Annotated in this window: 22 protein-coding genes; 7 read left to right on the top strand and 15 right to left on the bottom strand. The window is 42.2% G+C overall.

The features are described 5' to 3' along the window. Nucleotides 1-131: 131 nt before the first annotated feature. The 8 genes from fusA to fkpA form a co-directional block, all read right to left on the bottom strand. The gene (fusA, locus tag AC3Z9T_RS18960; protein ID WP_490127645.1) at nucleotides 132-2264 is read right to left on the bottom strand and encodes an elongation factor G; all 2133 of its coding nucleotides are present in this window, start codon (nucleotides 2262-2264) and stop codon (nucleotides 132-134) included. An 83-nt stretch (nucleotides 2265-2347) separates the two neighbouring features. Continuing rightward, nucleotides 2348-2818 (bottom strand): 30S ribosomal protein S7, encoded by a 471-nt coding sequence (gene rpsG, locus AC3Z9T_RS18955; protein WP_004262486.1) that lies wholly within the window; start codon nucleotides 2816-2818, stop codon nucleotides 2348-2350. 98 nt (nucleotides 2819-2916) lie between these two features. Next, complete coding sequence (gene rpsL, locus AC3Z9T_RS18950; protein WP_490127644.1) at nucleotides 2917-3291, bottom strand: 30S ribosomal protein S12; 375 nt, start codon at nucleotides 3289-3291, stop codon at nucleotides 2917-2919. Nucleotides 3292-3427: 136 nt separating this feature from the next. Next, nucleotides 3428-3715 carry a sulfurtransferase complex subunit TusB gene (tusB, locus tag AC3Z9T_RS18945; protein WP_490127643.1) on the bottom strand — a complete coding sequence of 96 codons (288 nt, stop codon included), beginning with the start codon at nucleotides 3713-3715 and terminating at the stop codon, nucleotides 3428-3430. A 20-nt stretch (nucleotides 3716-3735) separates the two neighbouring features. Next, complete coding sequence (tusC, locus tag AC3Z9T_RS18940; RefSeq protein ID WP_490127642.1) at nucleotides 3736-4095, bottom strand: sulfurtransferase complex subunit TusC; 360 nt, start codon at nucleotides 4093-4095, stop codon at nucleotides 3736-3738. 7 nt (nucleotides 4096-4102) lie between these two features. Beyond that, entirely contained in the window at nucleotides 4103-4504 is a 402-nt protein-coding gene (tusD, locus tag AC3Z9T_RS18935; RefSeq protein WP_490127641.1) for a sulfurtransferase complex subunit TusD, read from the bottom strand. Then, nucleotides 4501-5205, bottom strand: a complete 705-nt coding sequence (locus AC3Z9T_RS18930) for a helix-turn-helix transcriptional regulator (RefSeq protein ID WP_490127640.1) — start codon at nucleotides 5203-5205, stop codon at nucleotides 4501-4503. The genes tusD and AC3Z9T_RS18930 overlap by 4 nt, the downstream gene beginning before the upstream one ends. 528 nt (nucleotides 5206-5733) lie before the next feature. After that, entirely contained in the window at nucleotides 5734-6486 is a 753-nt protein-coding gene (gene fkpA / locus AC3Z9T_RS18925) for an FKBP-type peptidyl-prolyl cis-trans isomerase (protein WP_490127639.1), read from the bottom strand. Nucleotides 6487-6716: 230 nt separating this feature from the next. On the opposite strand from fkpA, the gene AC3Z9T_RS18920 reads away from it, so the two are divergent. Further along, nucleotides 6717-6938, top strand: coding sequence for a SlyX family protein (locus tag AC3Z9T_RS18920; RefSeq protein ID WP_490127638.1), 222 nt, complete (start codon nucleotides 6717-6719; stop codon nucleotides 6936-6938). 59 nt (nucleotides 6939-6997) lie between these two features. On the opposite strand, the gene slyD is transcribed toward AC3Z9T_RS18920, so the two are convergent. The 4 genes from slyD to kefG all read right to left on the bottom strand — a co-directional run bounded on the left by slyD (nucleotide 6998) and on the right by kefG (nucleotide 10255). Then, on the bottom strand, nucleotides 6998-7594 hold the full coding sequence (gene slyD, locus AC3Z9T_RS18915; RefSeq protein WP_490127637.1) for a peptidylprolyl isomerase: 597 nt from the start codon (nucleotides 7592-7594) through the stop codon (nucleotides 6998-7000). Nucleotides 7595-7680: 86 nt separating this feature from the next. Beyond that, nucleotides 7681-7884 carry a YheV family putative zinc ribbon protein gene (locus AC3Z9T_RS18910; RefSeq protein WP_490127636.1) on the bottom strand — a complete coding sequence of 68 codons (204 nt, stop codon included), beginning with the start codon at nucleotides 7882-7884 and terminating at the stop codon, nucleotides 7681-7683. An 11-nt stretch (nucleotides 7885-7895) separates the two neighbouring features. After that, nucleotides 7896-9701, bottom strand: a complete 1806-nt coding sequence (kefB, locus tag AC3Z9T_RS18905; protein ID WP_490127635.1) for a glutathione-regulated potassium-efflux system protein KefB — start codon at nucleotides 9699-9701, stop codon at nucleotides 7896-7898. Beyond that, nucleotides 9701-10255 (bottom strand): glutathione-regulated potassium-efflux system ancillary protein KefG, encoded by a 555-nt coding sequence (gene kefG, locus AC3Z9T_RS18900; RefSeq protein ID WP_490127634.1) that lies wholly within the window; start codon nucleotides 10253-10255, stop codon nucleotides 9701-9703. Before kefG ends, kefB begins: the two co-directional genes overlap by 1 nt. 172 nt (nucleotides 10256-10427) lie before the next feature. Here kefG and AC3Z9T_RS18895 point away from each other — a divergent pair, with 172 nt between their 5' ends. Continuing rightward, nucleotides 10428-12374 carry an ABC transporter ATP-binding protein gene (locus AC3Z9T_RS18895; RefSeq protein ID WP_490127633.1) on the top strand — a complete coding sequence of 649 codons (1947 nt, stop codon included), beginning with the start codon at nucleotides 10428-10430 and terminating at the stop codon, nucleotides 12372-12374. 107 nt (nucleotides 12375-12481) lie between these two features. Beyond that, nucleotides 12482-13417 carry an Abi family protein gene (locus tag AC3Z9T_RS18890; RefSeq protein ID WP_490127632.1) on the top strand — a complete coding sequence of 312 codons (936 nt, stop codon included), beginning with the start codon at nucleotides 12482-12484 and terminating at the stop codon, nucleotides 13415-13417. A gap of 77 nt (nucleotides 13418-13494) precedes the next feature. Here AC3Z9T_RS18890 and adiA read toward each other — a convergent pair whose 3' ends face one another. Together adiA and AC3Z9T_RS18880 are read right to left on the bottom strand one after the other, a co-directional pair. Beyond that, on the bottom strand, nucleotides 13495-15759 hold the full coding sequence (gene adiA / locus AC3Z9T_RS18885) for an arginine decarboxylase (protein WP_490127631.1): 2265 nt from the start codon (nucleotides 15757-15759) through the stop codon (nucleotides 13495-13497). 108 nt (nucleotides 15760-15867) lie between these two features. Next, on the bottom strand, nucleotides 15868-16728 hold the full coding sequence (locus AC3Z9T_RS18880; RefSeq protein WP_490127630.1) for a MurR/RpiR family transcriptional regulator: 861 nt from the start codon (nucleotides 16726-16728) through the stop codon (nucleotides 15868-15870). A gap of 354 nt (nucleotides 16729-17082) precedes the next feature. On the opposite strand from AC3Z9T_RS18880, the gene murQ reads away from it, so the two are divergent. Next, complete coding sequence (gene murQ / locus AC3Z9T_RS18875) at nucleotides 17083-17994, top strand: N-acetylmuramic acid 6-phosphate etherase (protein ID WP_490127629.1); 912 nt, start codon at nucleotides 17083-17085, stop codon at nucleotides 17992-17994. A gap of 25 nt (nucleotides 17995-18019) precedes the next feature. Next, on the top strand, nucleotides 18020-19492 hold the full coding sequence (murP, locus tag AC3Z9T_RS18870) for a PTS N-acetylmuramic acid transporter subunit IIBC (RefSeq protein ID WP_490127628.1): 1473 nt from the start codon (nucleotides 18020-18022) through the stop codon (nucleotides 19490-19492). A 61-nt stretch (nucleotides 19493-19553) separates the two neighbouring features. Here murP and AC3Z9T_RS18865 read toward each other — a convergent pair whose 3' ends face one another. Next, complete coding sequence (locus AC3Z9T_RS18865; RefSeq protein WP_490127627.1) at nucleotides 19554-20159, bottom strand: LysE family translocator; 606 nt, start codon at nucleotides 20157-20159, stop codon at nucleotides 19554-19556. A 95-nt stretch (nucleotides 20160-20254) separates the two neighbouring features. Between AC3Z9T_RS18865 and AC3Z9T_RS18860 the strand changes: the two genes are divergently transcribed. Together AC3Z9T_RS18860 and AC3Z9T_RS18855 are read left to right on the top strand one after the other, a co-directional pair. After that, on the top strand, nucleotides 20255-21238 hold the full coding sequence (locus AC3Z9T_RS18860; protein WP_490127626.1) for a hydrolase: 984 nt from the start codon (nucleotides 20255-20257) through the stop codon (nucleotides 21236-21238). Then, nucleotides 21235-21453 carry a YheU family protein gene (locus AC3Z9T_RS18855; RefSeq protein ID WP_490127625.1) on the top strand — a complete coding sequence of 73 codons (219 nt, stop codon included), beginning with the start codon at nucleotides 21235-21237 and terminating at the stop codon, nucleotides 21451-21453. Before AC3Z9T_RS18860 ends, AC3Z9T_RS18855 begins: the two co-directional genes overlap by 4 nt. Nucleotides 21454-21457: the final 4 nt, after the last annotated feature.

Below are 21457 nucleotides of genomic sequence, written 5' to 3'. Positions count from 1 at the left end.
GATTGTACCAACGTTAACGTGCGGTTTTGAACGTTCAAATTTTTCTTTAGACACGACTCTATTCCTTATGGAGTTCCCTCTTCACTATAAAGAGGGAACTTAATTAAAGTAGTTAAATCGATTAAAACCGATTATTTAGCGTTACGAGCTTCGATAACAGCTTGTGCAACGTTGGTTGGTGCTGCTTCGTACTTCAAGAACTCCATAGAGTATGAAGCACGGCCTTGCGTTTGTGAACGCAGGTCAGTAGCGTAACCAAACATTTCTGACAATGGTACTTGTGCACGAACGATTTTGCCAATGCCACCGACCATGTCATCCATACCTTCAATCATACCACGACGACGGTTCAGGTCACCAATAACGTCGCCCATGTAGTCTTCAGGTGTTTCCACTTCAACTTTCATGATTGGCTCAAGCAGAACAGGTTTTGCTTTTTTGAAGCCATCTTTAAACGCAAGCGAAGCCGCCAGTTTAAACGCCAGTTCAGAGGAGTCAACATCATGGTAAGAACCGAAATGTAGACGAACACCCATGTTAAGAACAGGATAGCCAGCCAGAGGGCCTGATTTCAGCTGCTCTTGAAGACCTTTGTCAACCGCAGGGATGTATTCAGTTGGAATTACACCACCCTTGATTTCGTTGACAAATTCGTAGTCCATTGCCTTGCCGTCTTTGTCTGTTTTGTCCAGTGGGAACATGTCGATAACAACATGACCATACTGACCACGACCACCAGACTGCTTCGCGTGCTTACCTTCGATATCGGTAACTTTCATCGTGATAGCTTCACGGTAAGCAACTTGTGGCTTACCTACGTTCGCTTCAACTTTGAACTCACGACGCATACGGTCAACCAGAACGTCCAAGTGCAATTCACCCATACCAGCGATGATGGTTTGACCCGTTTCTTCATCACTTGATACGCGGAATGATGGATCTTCTTGAGCCAGACGGCCCAGAGCAATACCCATTTTTTCTTGGTCAGCTTTAGTTTTTGGTTCAATTGCAACAGAGATTACTGGCTCTGGGAATTCCATACGTTCTAAGATGATTGGTGCATCAACCGCACACAAAGTATCACCTGTAGTCACGTCTTTCAGACCGATAGCTGCCGCGATGTCACCAGCGCGAACTTCTTTGATCTCTTCACGCTTGTTAGCGTGCATCTGAACGATACGACCGAAACGTTCTTTTTTAGATTTAACTGGGTTCAGAACAGTGTCACCTGAGTTAACAAAACCAGAGTAGACACGGAAGAACGTCAGGTTACCAACGAACGGGTCAGTTGCAATTTTAAATGCTAAAGATGAGAATGGCTCATCATCACTTGCGTGACGTTCAGCTGGAGTATCTTTACCATCATCCAGAATACCGTTAATTGCAGGTACATCTGTAGGTGCTGGTAAGAACTCGATAACTGCATCCAGCATCGCCTGAACACCTTTGTTCTTAAATGCAGAACCACAGGTAACCAGGATAATTTCGCTTGCAAGAACGCGTTGACGAAGAGCAGCTTTGATTTCATCTTCAGACAGCTCATCACCGCCCAAATATTTTTCCATCAGTTCTTCTGATGCTTCTGCCGCTGACTCAACTAGGAAGTTGTGCCATTCTTCAGCCGAATCTTGCAGATCTGCAGGGATATCTTCGTATTCGAAGGTAACGCCCTGATCTTCATCGCTCCACTTGATCGCTTTCATTTTGATCAAGTCAACAACACCAGTAAAGCCTTCTTCGGCACCAACAGGTAATTGTAGTGGAACTGGATTTGCACCTAAACGCGTTTTTAATTGCTCAACAACGCGCAGGAAGTTTGCACCCATACGGTCCATTTTGTTAACGAACGCGATGCGTGGAACTTTATATTTGTTAGCCTGACGCCATACAGTTTCAGACTGTGGCTGAACACCACCAACCGCACAGTAAACCATTACTGCACCATCAAGAACACGCATTGAACGTTCTACTTCGATTGTGAAGTCAACGTGTCCTGGGGTGTCGATGATGTTAACGCGGTGTGGCTCGAACTGTTTTGCCATACCAGACCAGAATGCAGTAGTCGCAGCAGACGTGATAGTGATACCACGCTCTTGCTCCTGTTCCATCCAGTCCATTGTTGCAGAACCTTCGTGCGTTTCACCAATTTTATGGTTTACACCTGTATAAAACAGAATACGTTCAGAAGTTGTTGTTTTACCGGCGTCGATGTGTGCACTGATACCGATGTTACGATAGCGTGATATGGGCGTTTGACGGGCCATTTTTTCCTCTCTCGTGGGCGTTCAATTCATCATATAAAGGGTAGCGGAAGGCTACCCTAAGAAGCATCACTAATGTGGCGAAATTACCAACGGTAGTGAGCGAACGCCTTGTTAGCTTCTGCCATACGGTGAACGTCTTCACGTTTCTTAACAGCAGAACCTTTGTTCTCAGCTGCATCCGATAATTCGTTTGCCAGGCGCAGAGCCATTGACTTATCACCGCGTTTACGAGCAGCATCAACGATCCAACGCATTGCCAGAGCATTACGACGAACCGGACGAACTTCAACAGGAACTTGGTAAGTAGAACCACCAACACGGCGGGACTTAACTTCGACAGTCGGACGCACGTTGTCTAGTGCTAATTCGAATGCATCAAGTTCAGTCTTACCAGAACGCTGAGCCAGGGTCTCAAGCGCGTTATATACGATTGCTTCAGCAGTAGATTTTTTCCCGTCTACCATCAGGATGTTCACAAACTTGGCCAGTAATTCTGATCCGAACTTAGGATCTGGAAGAATTTTACGTTGACCAATTACGCGACGACGTGGCATGGATATTACTCCGTTGTTAATTCAGGTTTGCCCAAAACTCTATTCGAGTATTTTGACATTAAGATTAAAAATGTTTGGCCTTACTTAACGGAGAACCATTAAGCCTTAGGTCTTTTAGCACCGTATTTAGAACGGGCTTGTTTGCGGTCTTTAACACCAGAACAGTCCAGTGCGCCGCGAACGGTGTGATAACGCACACCTGGCAAGTCTTTAACACGACCGCCACGGATTAGGATTACGGAGTGCTCCTGCAAGTTGTGGCCTTCACCACCGATGTAGGAAGAAACTTCATAACCGTTAGTTAAACGAACACGGCACACTTTACGTAGTGCTGAGTTTGGTTTTTTAGGGGTGGTAGTATATACACGAGTACATACGCCACGTTTTTGCGGGCAAGCTTCCAGTGCTGGAACGTTGCTTTTAACAACTTTCGAGCTACGAGATTTGCGTACCAGCTGATTAATAGTTGCCATTATTAAAAAAGCTCCTGGTTTTTTTGCTTCGTAAACACGGATTTCGACCTCGTTCGCCAGCATGACGATACACGAGGACGCGAAATTTTATTGCCGACTGGCTCGGGTGTCAAGAAATATACAACTTTTAACCCATTTATAGGGCAAAATGTTGTTTATGGCTCACAGTTAGCTGAACAAAATCCTGATATGAGGCTAAAGTTACCTGCTCTGAGATCATATTCTGTAAGCCACGCGCATTAATATCTGCGCTTAATGCGTAGATCGGTGCACCTTTCTGCTGAAGTTCATTCAAATGTTTAGATTGACGGATCGCAGCAACCACGCCATCTTGCAGCAGTAATACGGCATCATTCGGCGTAATTAACCTTAATATTGCCGTGAAGTCACACTGAAAAGGTGAAGCTGCTATAGTATAAAGCATAGAAAAGATCCTACAACAGATCAAAATTTAAGCACAACATCAAAGTCGGATAATTTATCACGAATTTGTGTCGAATTGATGACAGATGCTTTGACAACCCATGCACTGTGCTCGCTGATCCCTCTTTCTGCTAATGAATCTGCACAGAGATAAATTTTATCGATATCGTAAAGAGGGAGAATTTTAAATGTCGAAATATAGTCTCTCGCTAAGATTTCTTGGGGATGTTGATCAGCAAGCAATTGGCAAACACCATCTGAAAGAAAAAAAACACTAATCTCTTCCGTCAGCGCTGATGTTGCTAATAACGCATCTAACCCTTCCCGACCACTACTGTTTCCATGAGGCATTGAAGTAAAAACAAAAGCAAATTTTTTCATATCAGCCTCAAAAACGTACCGTTCGGTCAGTTGTCATCATCGCTTCTGCTAGACTCCCTAATCCACTCATCATGAAGCCTGAACCTAAATTACATGAAGCCAATGCTAGCAGCTCTGCCTGTTCATCATCAACAACTCCCCGCCGAAGTGCCGCAGAGACACAAATGTGCATTTCACAGCCGACTTTTTCAGCAAGTTTTTGCCAAGCTTTAACTAAGTTGAACTCATCATTGGCAGGGGAAGTTAATGCATTGGCATTTGCCACCCCTTCACTATAAAAAAACACCGTTTTCAAACAGTGCCCTTCTTCAATAAGGGCACAAGCGAATTGATAAGCACTGGTAGCTTGCTGTGTGCCATAAGCCGGCCCCGTCACTAGCAAACAGTATGTGAGAGATTGTTGACTCATTCCTCACTCTTAAATTGGCGAATATAAAGATAAACAGTATGTTTAGAGATGTTTAAACGATCTGCAACTTGGTTAATCGCATCTTTAATATCAAAAATGCCTTTTTCATACAGGTTGAGTACAACTTGTTTGTTTTTTGCATTATTGGATACGTTACGGTCTGCTCCCACTTCTTCAATGGTAAATTCTAACGTTTGTGCAACCAGATCATCGACCGAAGAAGCAAAGTTAACATCAGAAGTAATTTCTTGTTTTTCTTCAGGAACAAAACTTTTAATAATTTCAGAGAATGGAACATCAAGGTTCATATTAATACACAATAGCCCGATAACACGTTGATGGCGGTTACGGATAGCTATTGTGACTGATTTCATTAAATCACCGCTTTTCGCTTTGGTGAAATAGGCTTTAGATACATTCGATTCTTCATCGGCCATATCATGCAGCATACGCAATGCTAAATCAGTAATCGGAGAACCTATTTGGCGCCCAGTATGTTGCCCATTGGCTATTTTGACGGCTGAACACTTTAAATCTTCCAGTGAATGAAGAACTATTTCACAATGTGCACCTATCAACATAGCTAAGCCATCTACAGCTGCTTCATATGATTTTAGAATTTCATGGTCAATCGCGGTAAAAGGCTCGTTATTTAATAAATTAATATCGCTGTGATCGTTCGAAAGTACTGAGTTAGACATTTTTAAACACCATCCTTCAAGTGTAAGCAAATTCGCCATACTGACTAATGAGGCGTTAATTGTTCGATGCTTTGAGCTTCATTGCATTGTTCGCGGTCAGCAAATATGACGATAAATAATTAGGCCGAATACACTGAAGGTAAAACTACGAAGGGCTAACGTCAAGCAGTTGCGTGCAAGACAGCTTGTTTTATCACAAGTTTTAAACAAAAAAAGCATTATTTTTAGTAGGTTTTCAATAAATTTAACCCAAATCAAACTAGTTAATAGTTTTCTAATATATGTATTAATAATCAAATAATTATTAACCACAATTTTTATCTCTATTTTAACTCAAATACTTTAGTTCTATTCTATACTCTAAATAATTCGAGGTGCAGCTAGGCGACAAACGAAGATAGGTGGGGAGCATAGATAAACTATGTGACTCGGCTAGCTGAGTGTAGTCAACAACGCTGCAACTTGAAGTATGACGAGTATAACGCAAAAACCCAGATCGCTCTGGGTTTTGGTTCTATTGCTTGCAAATTATTTTGCTTCTGGCTTGATATCTAGCAGTTCAACATCAAATACCAATGTTGAATTTGCAGGGATACCTGGAACACCATTTTCACCATAAGCCAAGTCTGCTGGAATAACTAATTTGATTTTGCCGCCTTTCTTGACATTAACCAGACCTTCAGTCCAGCCTTTAATCACGCCATTCAGTGGGATCGTTAGTGGCTCACCACGCTTGTAGGAATTATCAAATTCAGTTCCGTCAGCCAATGTACCGATATAATTTACAACCACAGTATCTGTTGCTTTAGGTGCCGCACCTGTACCTTCTTTTTCAACTTTGTACAGCAAGCCAGATTTGGTTTTAACAACACCTTTCTCTTTAGCAAAGTTTGCTCTAAAGTCAGCGCCCGCTTTCTCTTGGGCTTCAGCCTCAGCTTTCATTTTCTTTTCAGCGGCTTGCTTAACTTGGCCTTCAAATTGACGTAAAGTTTCTTCCACTTCAGCATCCGTCATTTTGCTTTTACCATTGAAAGCATCTTGAACACCTGCCAATAGTTGAGCTTTATCTAGATTAACACCAATCGCTTTTTGCTCTTCCAATGAGTTTTGCATATAGCGGCCTAAAGACGCACCTAATGCATAGGCGTTGCGTTCTTCGGCTGATTTAAATGCGCTACTAGTTGGCGCTTTTGCAGTGGTTTCTGCAGCCATTACTTGTGGCGCAGTAAATGCCAATGCTAATGTTGTTGCCAGAAGACTTGCCTTAAACAGTGATTTCATCCTAATCTCCGATATCTATTATAGGTATACGTTATTACTTAATTTCTATTTCTGACATTTCTGCTATTCAGTATAGAATAGTAAATTACAGAATGCAGATGGCTAGTTAGACAACATTACCAAAAAGAGGTTTCAACGCCTATCTGTTTAACTAAAACTTATCTATTGATTTGTAATGTTCGGTTATTACGATGATTTTTTTATGATGAAAAACCATAAGGAGCACTAAAATGGATTCATCACATGCTTTTGAACAACGCCTTGAACTTTTAGAAAGCAAAGTTGCTTTCCAAGAACTTACGATAGAACAACTCAACCAAGTCATTACGGATCAGCAAATGCAGCTATCCAAATTACAAGAGCACATCCGTATTGTAGCTGAGCGGTTAAAGTCGTCCCAGTCATCTCACCTAGCAAGGCCAGAAGAAGAGACGCCTCCACCACATTATTAATGACCGAAAACAAAAAAGGAAAGCCAAAGCTTTCCCTTTTTGAAACTGCATATGATGGCTTAGTGGCAACCACAACCGCCATGTTTGTGGCCTTGGCCTTCACCGCCACCACAGCAACCGCCCTCTTCACCATGGCTATGACCATGGCTACCACCACAGCAACCACCTTCGTGGTCGTGATCGTGGCCATCAGCACCGTGCACATGGCCATGAGCCAGTTCTTCTTCTGTTGCTTCACGGATTGCCATGACTTCAACATTAAATTTCAGGTTTTGACCCGCCAGCATGTGGTTACCATCAACGATAACTTCATCACCTTCAATACCTGTAATTTCAACAGGTACTGGGCCCATGTCTGTATCAGCCAAGAAACGCATACCAACTTCCAACTCTTCAACGCCCATAAATACATCTTTAGGAACGCGTTGAACTAAATTTTCGTCGTATTGACCATACGCATCGTCAGAGGCAACTTCTACATCGAAATGATCACCAACAACACGACCGTCTAATGCTTTCTCTAAGCCAGAGATTAAAGAACCACGGCCATGTAGATAGTCAAGTGGCGCACTTGCCGGAGACTCATCAACTAAAACACCGTCTTCTGTTCTTACTTGATAAGCCAAGCTGACTACCAAATCTTTTGCTACTTTCATGACATCTCCTACTACCCATAGGGTGAAAAATTTTGTCGATTGTACCGGAAAACAACACTGCTGTATTGGAAATTGACAAAATTCCCTTATTCAGGTGTAAAAATACCGATGACTTGTTCTTGTTTTCTGACATGAGGCGTTGCAATATCATCAACTTGACGTTGTTGATCGCCACAATTGACACATTCAACCACATCAATCTTATCTTCACGCCACATCATCAGTGTGTCTTGTGACTGACATTTAGGGCAAACTGCCCCCGCGATAAACCGCTTACGTGTTGACGACATAGTACTGCCCTTTATTCATAATGGTTCCAGTTATGGGGCTGACGATGCTCCCTTAACATTTCTTTTTCAAACAGCTCATTCAGTTCTCGTCGTGCTTCTTTAATCCGAGAGACTTGCCCACTATCCCCCTCATTTTCAGGGATGAGCTCTCTTAAAATTCGCATATCTAATCGGCGAAAATGCTGTTTGGCTCGATACGCTTTATGGGGGTGCATACCTGTACTAATTAATGCCTTGCTTCCTAATTCTAATGCGCTAGAAAAAGTTTCACGGCTAAAGTCTTGAACACCATTTTGTAACAGTTCATGGGCTTCAACCCGCCCTTTTGCTCGAGCGATAATATGTAAATTAGGGAAATTTTCTTGGCATAAATGCACAATTTCCATCACTTCTTCAGGTGCGTCACTGGTGATGACAATCGCTTTCGCTTTATCAGCCCCCGCAGAACGCAGTAATTGCAATTCACGTGCGTCACCATAGTAAACCGTATAACCATAGCGGCGCATGGTACTGATTGCTGTGACATCCTGCTCAAGTACAGTAATTTTTACTTTGTTTGCCATTAATAAACGACCAACAACCTGCCCCATACGACCAAAGCCAACCAAAATCACATGGGGATCGTTATCTTCCACAAAGGGCTTTTCATGTGAAACAGGATGACGGTTATAGCGATAGTTTAGATACGCATCGATTAATTGCATAACTAATGGCGTTGTCATCATAGAAAGTGTAACTACCACCAGCAGCAGATCCATTTGCCTTTCATCAATCACACTAGCCCCTGATGCAGTGGCAAAAATCACAAAAGCAAACTCACCACCTTGGCTTAATACCCCTGAAAATTGGGCTCTTGCACCGTTACGCAATTTAGCTATCCAACTGAGGATATAAAGGATCAATGCTTTAACTGCAACCAACACCAGCACACCCAGAAGTACTTGCGGCAAATAGCTCCACAGGATCTGTAAGTTTAACGACATACCCACTGAGATAAAGAATAGCCCCAGCAGCAGCCCTTTAAATGGCTCAATATTGATTTCTAATTCATGACGGAATTCCGTTTCAGCTAACATCACCCCTGCCATAAACGTCCCGAGTGCCATTGAAAAACCAAGACTCTCCATAATCAGTGCCGATCCTAACACCACTAATAATGCAGCGGCGGTGAAGATCTCATGAACCCCTGATTTCGCCGCCAAACGGAACATAGGACGTAACAAATAGCGACCGACCACCCACAAACCAACAAAAGCGATCACTTTCAAGCCAATACGATACCAATCACTGGTTGCTGTATCCCCTGCTAGCAATGGAATAAGCGCCATGATGGGGATCACCGCCATATCTTGAAACAGCAACACAGAGAAGCCGAGTTGGCCACTCTCTTTATTGGCCATCCCTTTTTCATTCATCAATTGCAAAGCCATAGCCGTGGATGACATTGCCATACCAAGGCCACCAACTAACGCCGCTTGCCAAGAAAATTTTGCCAGTAATAGTAAGCCAGCCATGATAGAGGCAGTAACCACAACTTGGGCTGTACCCACTCCAAAAATAGAGCGACGCAGTTCCCATAGTTTGGATGGCTTGAGTTCCAATCCAATCAAAAACATCAGGAAAACTACCCCCATTTCAGAAAAATGGAGGATATCATCCACATTGTGAATAAAGCCAAATACGAATGGGCCTATCACAATACCGGCCAACAAATAGCCAAGAACCGCTCCCAAACGGATCTTCTGTGCGATGGGTACCATTACCACACCAGCGCAGAGAAAGATGATCACTGATTCAAATAAATTAAGTTGATCCATTAGGATAAGCCCCCTATTTGCAGAGGCTGCTGCAACCATTCACGGTATCCTGCAACGATTTCCTGTAGATGATCCTGACTTTGTCTGCGTGCAGCATAAATAATATTAGGTTCTAACCATTGCATATCACACATTGCTGCTGTTAACTCAAAGGGACGTAAAATCTCACTCAGAGGGTAGCGATTATACCCACCATATTGATAGGCTTCTTGAGGCTCTCCTGTGGTAATAATCGAGCGCCAATATTTGCCTTTTAGCTTTTGATAGCCCATATCAGTGGCAAAACGGCGAGTTAACACTCTATCAAACCACTCTTTCAGTAGCGCTGGACAACTATAGGTATAAAGAGGATGTTGAAAAACAATAATGTCAAATTGACATACCAATTTTTGCTCTGCGCTCACATCAATAAAATAGTCTGGGTAAGTCGCGTAAAGATCATGAACTGTCACATGCTCTAAATCTTCAATAGAATCGAGCAATGCTTTATTCGCCACGGACTCTTCTGGGTCTGGATGTGCATAGAGCACTAATACTTTCGGCTTATTTGACATCTTTCCCTCCTCAAAGGCGTGTCAGACGGATAATTTTCCGTTACCATGCTGCCTTGCATATTACTTTTATTTTACACCTACACATTTTCGTATGGTCGGTATGGTCGTATACCAGCTGAAAATTTTAGGGTATTTATCATATAATTTAACATATTTTCAACTGACGGCTGCTATGATTGTTTTCTCTTCCTTACAAATTCGCCGTGGCGTGCGTGTTTTACTCGACAATGCCACTGCAACCATTAACCCAGGCCAAAAAGTCGGGCTAGTCGGTAAAAACGGTTGCGGTAAATCAACACTGCTCTCTTTACTTAAAGGTGAATTGCAAGCAGAGGCAGGCTCTGCTACCTTTCCAAGTACATGGGCACTTGCTTGGGTTAACCAAGAAACCCCCGCATTAGATATACCTGCATTGGAATATGTTATAGATGGTGATCGTGAATTTCGCGCCCTAGAACAGCAATTACAGCTCGCCAACGAAAAAAATGATGGCCATGCAATCGCCGCACTCCACGGACAACTCGATGCTATTAACGCATGGAGTATTCGTTCACGTGCATCCAGCCTGTTACACGGCCTTGGTTTTAGCCAAAACCAATTACAAGAGCCTGTAAAATCATTTTCAGGCGGATGGCGTATGCGCCTTAACCTTGCACAAGCACTGCTTTGCCGTTCTGATTTATTATTATTGGATGAGCCAACCAACCACCTTGATTTAGATGCGGTGATTTGGCTTGAGAAGTGGCTAAAAAGCTATCCTGGCACACTAATATTAATTTCTCATGACCGAGACTTCCTCGACCCAATCATTGATAAAGTCCTACATATCGAGCAAGAAACTCTATTCGAGTACACAGGCAACTATTCATCATTTGAACGCCAGCGTGCAACCAAACTTGCTCAACAGCAATCTCTTTATGAAAGCCAACAAGCCAAAGCAGCTCACTTGCAAAGCTATATCGACCGCTTTAGAGCACAAGCCACTAAAGCCAAGCAAGCACAGAGCCGTATAAAAATGCTTGAGCGCATGGAAATGGTAGCGCCTGCTCATGTGGACAATCCCTTCCATTTTTCCTTCCGCCAGCCAGAAAGTTTACCTAATCCATTGCTAAAAATGGAAAAAGTCAGCGCAGGCTATGGCGATACTATCATCCTAAAGTCCATTAAACTGAATTTAGTACCGGGTTCCCGCATTGGTCTGTTAGGTCGCAATGGTGCAGGTAAATCAACATTAATTAAATTACTCGCTGGTGATTTGCAACCATTACAAGGTGTCGTTTCCTTAGCGAAAGGCATTAAGTTAGGCTATTTTGCACAGCATCAATTGGAATATTTGCACGCTGATGAATCACCGTTACAGCATCTTTCAAGACTAGCACCACAAGAAACCGAACAACAATTACGTGATTATTTAGGTGGTTTTGGCTTTAAAGGCGACCAAGTCACGGATCCAAGTGGGCGTTTTTCGGGTGGTGAAAAAGCACGCTTAGTTTTAGCGCTCATTGTTTGGCAGCGCCCTAATTTATTACTACTTGATGAACCGACTAACCACCTTGATTTAGATATGCGTCAAGCATTGACAGAGGCTTTGATTGATTTCGAAGGCGCATTGGTGGTGGTTTCCCATGATAGGCACTTATTGCGTTCTACCACTGATGATCTTTATTTAGTGCATGGTGGCTTAGTTGAGCCGTTTGATGGTGATCTCGAAGATTATCAACAATGGTTAGCTGAACAAAATAAAATGGAATTGCAGCAAGCACGTGATTTACAGGAAAAAGATCGCCCGGCGAATACAGCTACCGTTACTGCACAAGATAGGAAAGATCAAAAACGCCGTGAAGCCGAATTTCGTCAACAAACACAACCTATCCGTAAAAAGCTGACTGAGCTAGAGAAGAAAATGGAAAAGCACTCTAGCGCACTAGCTGAGCTAGAAGCGACATTATCTGATGCAGCAATTTACGAGCAGGATCGCAAGCTAGAGCTCGCGGAATGTCTGAAAAAACAAACAGAGCAAAAAAATGCATTAGAAGAGGTCGAAATGGAATGGATGGAGCTGCAAGAGCAGCTTGAAACCATGACCAATGAGTTAGCACAGACCATGCTTGACAAGTAAAAATTATTCGTGTGTAATTACATGCAATGACGCCCGCAACAACCACTCACGTGGAAGTTAGTGGGTTTTTTTTTACCTGATGTCTTACAAATGGATAGTACCTAATAATGTCTTATGTACTTTATTCAAAACCATACAAAACTTCACAATCACTCATTCATGACTTGAAAAGCAAAAGGTTATCCTTTCATAATGAGCAGGCTGCTGAAAATTTGTTAAACCAAATAAGTTATTATCATTTCAAGATATACTTACATCCCTTATTAGATACTTCAAATAATAAATTATATAAGAACAACACTTTTTTTGAAGATGGGGTCCAATTATATCGATTCGACGAAGAATTACGTAGCTTATTATTTAAAGTCATAGCGAGAATAGAGGTTAAGCTACGCAGTAGATTAGATCATACGATGTCTAGCCTTAATGGTGACCCATTTTGGTATTTAGATAATCAATATTTTTATTGTCCCAGAACTATTGACCAAACTAGAGACCGTATTAGCCTAGATTTTAATCGAGAAAATGAGTTATACGCTAAAAACTTTAGAGAGAAGTATTACAACGAACGTCACCATAAATATAAAAACTTACCTCCTTTTTGGATATCTAGCGAACTCATCAGCCTAGGCCAAATATATAAAATATACGACTCCATAAATTTTAAAATATCAACAAGCTATCCTAATGTATTAAATAAACTTGCTGCTGAATTTGGAGCTCCAAATTATAAAGTACTCGTAAACTGGATCCAATGTATTAGAAACATTCGCAATAGATGTGCCCATCATAGCCGAGTATGGAATGCAAAATTAACAGCACCAAGTAAAATCACCCCCCTACTAACTTTCAAGCCAACGAAAGATAACAGGCCATATGGAAGTATTGCCGCTTTACAAATCATGCTTAAAACTCTAGGGATCCACGATCTTACCCTTAAAGATAAACTCAATGAATTATTTACTCAATATCCATTTGCCAAATCAAATATGTCAGAAGCAGGATTTCCTTTAAATTGGGATACAGATACAATCTGGTTATAACGATTTTATGATTTATAAAGAAGCCTAAATACTAGAAATTTAGGCTTATCCCGAAAAAGTAAAGAGAGTAAAAATTATTATTTCACACACATCACATAATACTGCCCATCAATCACTTCAGTACCTTCTGTCTCATGTTCAAACCCTGGAAACGCCTGATCCCATGCCTGTAAACCACATAAATAACGAATATGAGGACTATTTTCATCCCCAAAATTTTCGCCTGACAGCAACATAGGAATACCCGGTGGATAAGGAATAATGGAATTGGCAGCGACTTTGCCTGCAAGTTGATCAACAGGAACAGCTTCAACGCGGTTGGCAACGATCTCTTGATAGGCATCTCTAGGGCTCATCATCACTTGAGGTAGCAGTGAATAAGCCTGATTCAGCAATGTTCCTGGGTTATTTTTTTGTAAATAGGCAAACATCTTATCACCCAAATCATGTAGCCCCATTTCACCATAAATTTCAGGTGCAGATTCAACCACTTCTGGTAGCACCTTTTTCAATGGCGTATTGTTGTCATAATGGCGTTTGAAAGAAAGTAGCGTATTCACCAATGTCCCCCACTTCCCTTTCGTGATCCCCATTGAGAACAAGAACATAATTTGGAAATCAGTTGTACGTGTGGGTACGATGCCATAATGATTCAGCCACGCCGTCACCAGTGCCGCAGGAACACCTGAGTCTAATAGTTTGCCATCATCTCCCATACCCGGAGCAAGAATACTCACTTTGATGGGGTCAAGCATTGCCCAATTATCAGGAAGATCATGAAAACCATGCCATTTATCTTCAGGATGCATCACCCAGCAGCTTTGCTCCTTCATCAGTAATTCAACCGGAGCATCTTCAAACGCATAGCGTTTACCTGTTGCAGGGTCCTTAACCATTTCTTGGTTCCACGGCTTAAAGAACCATTCATCATCATTGAGAAACTCTTTGTACAAGAAAGCCAGTGATTGCCTAAAGTCTATTGCTTCACGGATCACTTCATCGGTTAATGAACGCCCACTATTACCATCCATCATGTCCGCAGCAATATCATTCGAGGCACAGATTGCATACAGCGGTGATGTTGTTGAATGCATTAAATAGGCTTGGTTGAAGCGATTAAAATCGATAGCGTTACGGCCATTTCTCACATGAATATAAGAAGCTTGGGATAATGCATTCAGTAATTTATGCGTTGAATGAGTGGCAAAAATAGTAGGCTGGTCTTCTGTTCTTTCTTCATCGCGCATCGCAAAGTGGTCGCGATAAAGTGGGTTAAAACGTGCATAGCCATACCATGCTTCATCAAAATGAATACGATCTAAAGAATCATTAAGTAAATTTTGCACCTTGCGAGCGTTGTAGCACACTCCATCATAAGTACAATTGGTAATGACGCTGTAGGCTGGGCGCTGCCCTATTTTATCCGTTGTGAGTGGATTACTAGCAATTTTGTTATCGATCGCTTCTGGCGACATTTCTTTAGGATAAATCGGTCCAATAATGCCATAACGGTTACGACTTGGAACCATGTAAACAGGTTTTGCCCCTGTTAAGATCAACCCCTGTTCAATCGATTTATGGCAGTTGCGGTCAATCACCACCACATCATCATCAGTCATGCAAGCTTGCATTATAGTGCGGTTAGAACCTGATGTTCCTACAACAACGGAGTAAGACTGGTCCGCCCCGAAAATTCGTGCTGCATTTTTCTCGCATTCACCAAAGGCGCCTGTGTGATCGAGCAAAGAGCCAACCGCAACACGTTCAATGCCAATATCCGTACGAAAGAGATTCTCACCAAAAAAGTCATGATATATGCGCCCAGCAGGTGTTTTAGTAAAGCCAACTCCCCCTTGGTGCCCCGGGGCTGCCCATGAATATTCATGGACATCACTATATTTGATAAGGCTCTTCATCAATGGAGGCAACAATTGAGAGCGATAACGCTGAATAGCTGCCAATACCCGCCCAGCAATAAAATCCGCTGAGTCTTCGAGTATCCACGCAAACTCATCGACTTGTTCCATCATTTTACGGTCAAAAGCCACTAAAGCTTCTTCACGGTCGCTAAGAAGAAAAACGGGAACATCTTCTTGTCTACGGTGCAACTGAGTGATCAAGCGATGTGCTTGAGCCTGTTCATCGCGATCGGACATATCGCGACCATACAACAAGCAATCAATACTGGTATTTGAACGAATATAAGCGAGACCATCTTCGAAATCACGAATAATCACCGTTTCAACATGCTCATCATTGAGTTCACTTGCAAGCCTAGCCACAGCATGGCTTATCACTGAATCCTCATCAGTGAGTTCGGTATAAACAATTAGTGCCCTCATTAATCGCCCCTTTATAAATTGCATTAAAATATATACTAATAGTCTTAACGCAAATAAAGGCTTTTTGCAAAAGTAAAGCGAATAACTTACTGTTGGGAAAACCGTTTTTCATTCATCTAATTTGTTAATCATTACTCGTGCATTCATCACTAACATTTTTGCTCGAGCTTCACGTTTCTGTAGCAGTGCCATAAACAGTAAATCCGTCAGGGTATTTTGTGCTGTTCTGGATGAAATCGATGAACTGCGCCATTCATTTTCTTCGGCAATACTTTCCAAAACATGATCCGCTAGTTGCGCAAGCGGTGATAAGCGGCTACGCGTGATTGCGATAATATTTGCACCTTGTTTACGACCAATACTTGCAGCCGTGAGCATGTCTTTACGTTTACCCGTAAATGAAATCACAATTTGCGTGTCTTGAGGTGTTAGTGTCAAAGCAGCAGCAATCTGCACATGATGATCTGACTCAACCAGTGTTGTAATACCAATTTTTTGTAATTTATAGCTAAGATCTTTAGCCGTTAACCCAGAGCCACCAATCCCGACAATTTGCACGCGTTGTGATTTATCAATCGAATTAACAATTTTTTCAAATAGCTTAAAATCAATATGGCGGGTTGTTTCAGTGATTGAGTAATTTTTTTCCAAAGCCAGTTTTTGCGCTACCACCATTAAATTATCGCTTTGCGTGATCCGATTATGTAATGCGACATGTGGATTAGCATCATCGAGTTGCTGACGGCCAATTATCTCACTCAGTGCCAATTTTAATGCAGGATACCCTTTTACACCGACTTTCTGACTAAATTTCACAATGGCAGATTGGCTCACATTTAATGCCTCCGCGAGCTGCTGAGAAGATAAATTCAGCACTCGTTCTGGCTTTTCTAAAATAAACTGAGCTATCTTGCGTTGATTTTCAGCAAGCCTAGGCAGTAAACAAGTGATCGTATCCAGTAGCGTCATCGACATTCCTTACTAACTATACTCTAAATAATTCGAGGTGCAGCTAGGCGACAAGTGAACAAGTCGCTAGGAGCATAGATAACTATGTGACTGGCGCGAGTGAACGTAGTCAACAACGCTGCAACTTGAAGTATGACGAGTATAAATATAATAAATTATTCCTCTTAGAACAACCCCATTACTTAATAATATTCCTTTAAATTCAATAAGTAATTTATTCAATTATTCTAATTCACCCTAAAATATTCTTTCATAGTGACAATTCAGAATAGAGAACGCCGTGATCATTATCACATCACTGGAATAAATAATTCCTTAATATCGCCTCATTAACTGAGGTAGGAGTAATTTATTATGACCATTGACTTAAGCAAAATGGTAACTGAGAGCCGCAACACCGCAAGTACTAACATCGACCAACTGTCTACTATTGATATGCTGAAAGTTATCAATAATGAAGACAAACAAGTCCCTATAGCCGTCGAAAAAGTTTTACCGCAAATTGCACAACTGGTTGATAAAGTTGCGCATGCATTTTTGAATGGTGGTCGTTTGATCTATTCAGGTGCAGGTACATCAGGCCGTTTAGGTATTTTAGATGCTAGCGAATGCCCTCCTACTTATGGCACCCCCCATGAACAAGTGGTTGGTTTAATTGCAGGTGGTCACCAAGCCATTTTCCGCGCAGTTGAAAACGCAGAAGATAAACCTGAATTCGGTGAACAGGACCTAATTGATATTCAATTCAGCGATAAAGATGTACTCGTCGGTATTGCAGCAAGTGGTCGCACTCCATACGTCCTTGGCGCACTAGCCTATGCACACAAAATTGGTGCAGTGACTGCATCCATCAGTTGTAACCCAAATAGCCCTGTTGCCAATGCCGCTGATATTGCTATCACTCCAATCGTAGGTGCGGAAGTGGTCACAGGTTCATCGCGTATGAAAGCGGGTACTGCACAGAAGTTAGTGCTCAATATGATCACCACTGGAGCAATGATCCGTATTGGTAAAGTCTTCGGCAATTTAATGGTCGATGTAGAAGCAACCAATGCAAAATTGGTTGAAAGGCAAGTCAAAATCGTAATGGAAGCCACTGAGTGTGACAGACAAACAGCGGAATTCGCATTACAACAATGTGAAAGGCACTGTAAAACTGCAATTTTGATGATCCTATCTGGGCTCAATGCACAAGAGGCGCGTCAATTGCTATCAGACAATAATGGATTCATTCGTACTGCACTTAGCATCGCGAAATCCGTTTAATACGGGAACTGATAGGGTAAATGGCATGGCTAAAATAACAAAAGAAATGATGCAGGAGATCCTGCAAAAGGTCGGAGGCAGTGCAAATATTAAGCAAGCAGGCAACTGCATGACTCGCTTACGTTTGACACTTAATAACGATCAACTTGTCGACAAAACAGCAATAAAACAGATCGCAGGCGTTCTTGGCGTCATTGAAAGTGATGAGCAGCTGCAAATTGTCCTTGGCCCCGGCAAAGCACAAACCGCTGCTGATTTAATGAATCAGATCCTCGAAAGTGGTGAGCATATCGCCGCAGAAAAAATGGATACTTCGTTAGAAACGAATCTAAATGCCCTCGCATCATCGAATAAACAGCAGATGAAGCAAAAGCAAACTAGCGCAGTACACCGTTTTCTGTCTAAATTTGCCACCATTTTTACCCCATTAATCCCCGGTTTTATCGCTGCGGGCTTATTATTAGGATTCGCAACATTAGCCACTCAAACTTTCTACCCAGGTGGGTTACCAAAAGCACCTGAGCAGCAAACATTTGGCGTACACATGATTTTGTACATGTCAGTGTTCAGTAAAGGGCTATTCAGCTTTTTAAGCATTTTAATTGGTTATAATGCACAAAAAGCCTTTGGTGGCAGTGGGGTTAACGGTGCAATTATTGCCGCACTGTTTGTGCTTGGCTATGATCCAAATGCCACATCGGGTGTCTTCTCTGGCATGACCAATTTCTTTGGTTGGGATATTGACCCTCGGGGCAGCATTATCGGTGTATTAATTGCCTGTATTTTTGGCGCTTGGGTTGAAAAACAAGTTCGCAAAATTATCCCTGCTAACCTTGATATGATTTTAACCTCAACCATTACGCTGCTAATTGTTGGTGCTGCGGCTTATGTTGTCATCATGCCATTAGGTAGCTGGCTGTTTAGTGGCATGTCATGGTTATTTATGCACTTAAACGGCAACCCATTCGGCACGGCAATACTCGCCGGCCTGTTCTTGATTGCAGTGATGTTTGGTGTTCACCAAGGTTTCGTGCCTGTCTACTTCGCACTAGTTGATGCACAAGGGTTCAACTCCCTGTTCCCAATCTTAGCAATGGCGGGGGCAGGACAAGTTGGCGCAGCATTGGCTCTGTATGTCAAAGCGAAGAAAGATTCTATTTTACGTAACCAAATCCGTGGGGCGATTATCCCTGGTTTCCTCGGTATTGGTGAACCACTGATTTACGGTGTGACACTACCACGTGTAAAACCTTTTGTGACCGCGTGTTTAGGTGGTGCTGCAGGTGGTTTCTTTATCGGTTTGATCGCTTGGATGGGCTTACCTGTCGGCCTTAACACCGTATTTGGTCCATCTGGTTTAGTGGCTATTCCACTGATGACCTCTGCACAAGGCGTATTTGCGGGTATGGCAGTCTATGTCGGTGGTATTGCAGTTGCTTATGTCTGTGGATTTATTTTCACTTATTTCTTTGGTAGCAAAGATATCGATTTAGATTAAGCCTGAGTATTTATACTATAAAGGGAGGCCGTAAATGCCTCCCTTATTATTTCGAGTTTGTTTATTCGAGCCAGATGAGAGGCACACACGCTGCTGTCAAAATTCCCATCACTAAATTAAAAATAAACCACGCACGGCGACCTCGTAAAAAATAACCAATAAGCGATCCCCCTGCCATCCAAATTAACCCTGCGATTAAATTAACTGTCACTACAGCAATACTCATCACGATAATAGATTGAGCAAATAGATCACCCGGTAAACTATAACTTCCTACGGCACCTAACCCCATTAACCATGCTTTTGGATTTAAAAATTGTAACAAACCCCCTTGATACCATTTCACATTTTTGACAACGGCACTTTCAGTTTTCAAGGGCTCATAACTTGCTGTTGCTGTTTTCCACGCCAACCATAATAAATACAGGCTGCCCGCCACTTTCATCGCAATATGCAACGCTGGATATAGCAATAAAAGCGCAGCAACACCAAATGCAGATAAGTAAAGTATCGACTGCATTCCAAGCATTATTCCAAGTAATAAGGGGACACTGCGCCGGAAACCATAATTTGCGGTACTCGAGGTCAATAACATATTATTAGGGCCTGGTGTAACTGCTGCAATGAATAGAAACGTAAAAAGAGAAAAAACTAGCCCCAGACTCATTTATAATCTATCTCCAAAAATTAGCGCACTTGCATCACAAAAAAATAACAGTATGTTATGTGCCCCACAAGGGTATTAAGAAATTAAATAAGGCTATGTCAGAAAACTTTCGCCCCATTAACTGGGCTAAAAACCCACATCTGCAAACATTATTGCCAAGAATTTTTCGGCGCACCCCGAAAATTAAACCTATTTGGCAACGACTTGAGTTACCTGATGGTGACTTTATCGACCTTGCTTGGAGTGAGCCTCCTGAGCAGGCTTGTCATAAGCCACGTTTAGTCATTTTTCATGGCTTAGAAGGTAATTTTAAAAGCCCCTATGCTCATGGCATGCTTGAAAGTGCCCAAAATCAGGGATGGTTAGGCGTCGTCATGCACTTTCGTGGCTGTAGTGGTGAACCCAATCGCCAAAAACGTATCTATCACTCAGGTGAAACCAGTGATGCACGTTACTTTTTACATTGGTTAAAGCAAACTTGGGGAGAGGTTCCAACTGGTGCAGTGGGTTATTCCCTCGGTGGCAATATGCTTGCCTGCTATTTAGCTGAAAATGGTGAAAATGCGGATATCGATGCCGGTGTTGTGGTATCAGCGCCATTAATGTTAGAGCCATGTTCTATACGAATGGAGAAAGGGTTCTCACAGTTTTATCAACGCTATTTACTTAATGGATTAAAGCGTAATGCTACCCGTAAGCTGGTTCGCTACCCCGGCTCATTACCCCTTAATTTATTACAGCTAAAACAATTAAAACGGATCCGTGAATTTGACGATGTGATCACGGCAAGGATACACGGTTTCGAAGATGCAACCGACTATTATCAAAAGTGTAGCGCTCTTCCTCGGTTACCACGAATTACTAAGCCAACACTGATTATTCACGCAAAAGATGATCCGTTTATGGCACCTGAAGTTGTTCCTGATTTGGCTCATTTACCCGCCAATATTGAATATCAGATGACAGAACATGGAGGGCACGTCGGTTTTGTTGGTGGTACATTGAGAAAGCCAGAAATGTGGTTAGAGAAACGCATTCCGCAGTGGTTAACTTCTTATTTGGACAATACAAAATCATGATTATCCCTTGGAAAGATTTAGATCCTGAAACATTGGAAAACCTAATCGAATCCTATGTGCTACGTGAAGGAACCGATTATGGGGAACACGAAAAGTCGTTACAGCAAAAAGTTGACGATGTAAAACGACAATTAGCATCGGGAGAAATTGTGCTAGTCTGGTCAGAGTTACATGAATCTGTTAATTTTATGCCTAACAGTCAGTTTCGCCCGTAACCCC

It is taken from the genome of Providencia sp. 6390, assembly GCF_058148425.1.
This window is presented reverse-complemented; position numbering and strand designations above follow the sequence as displayed.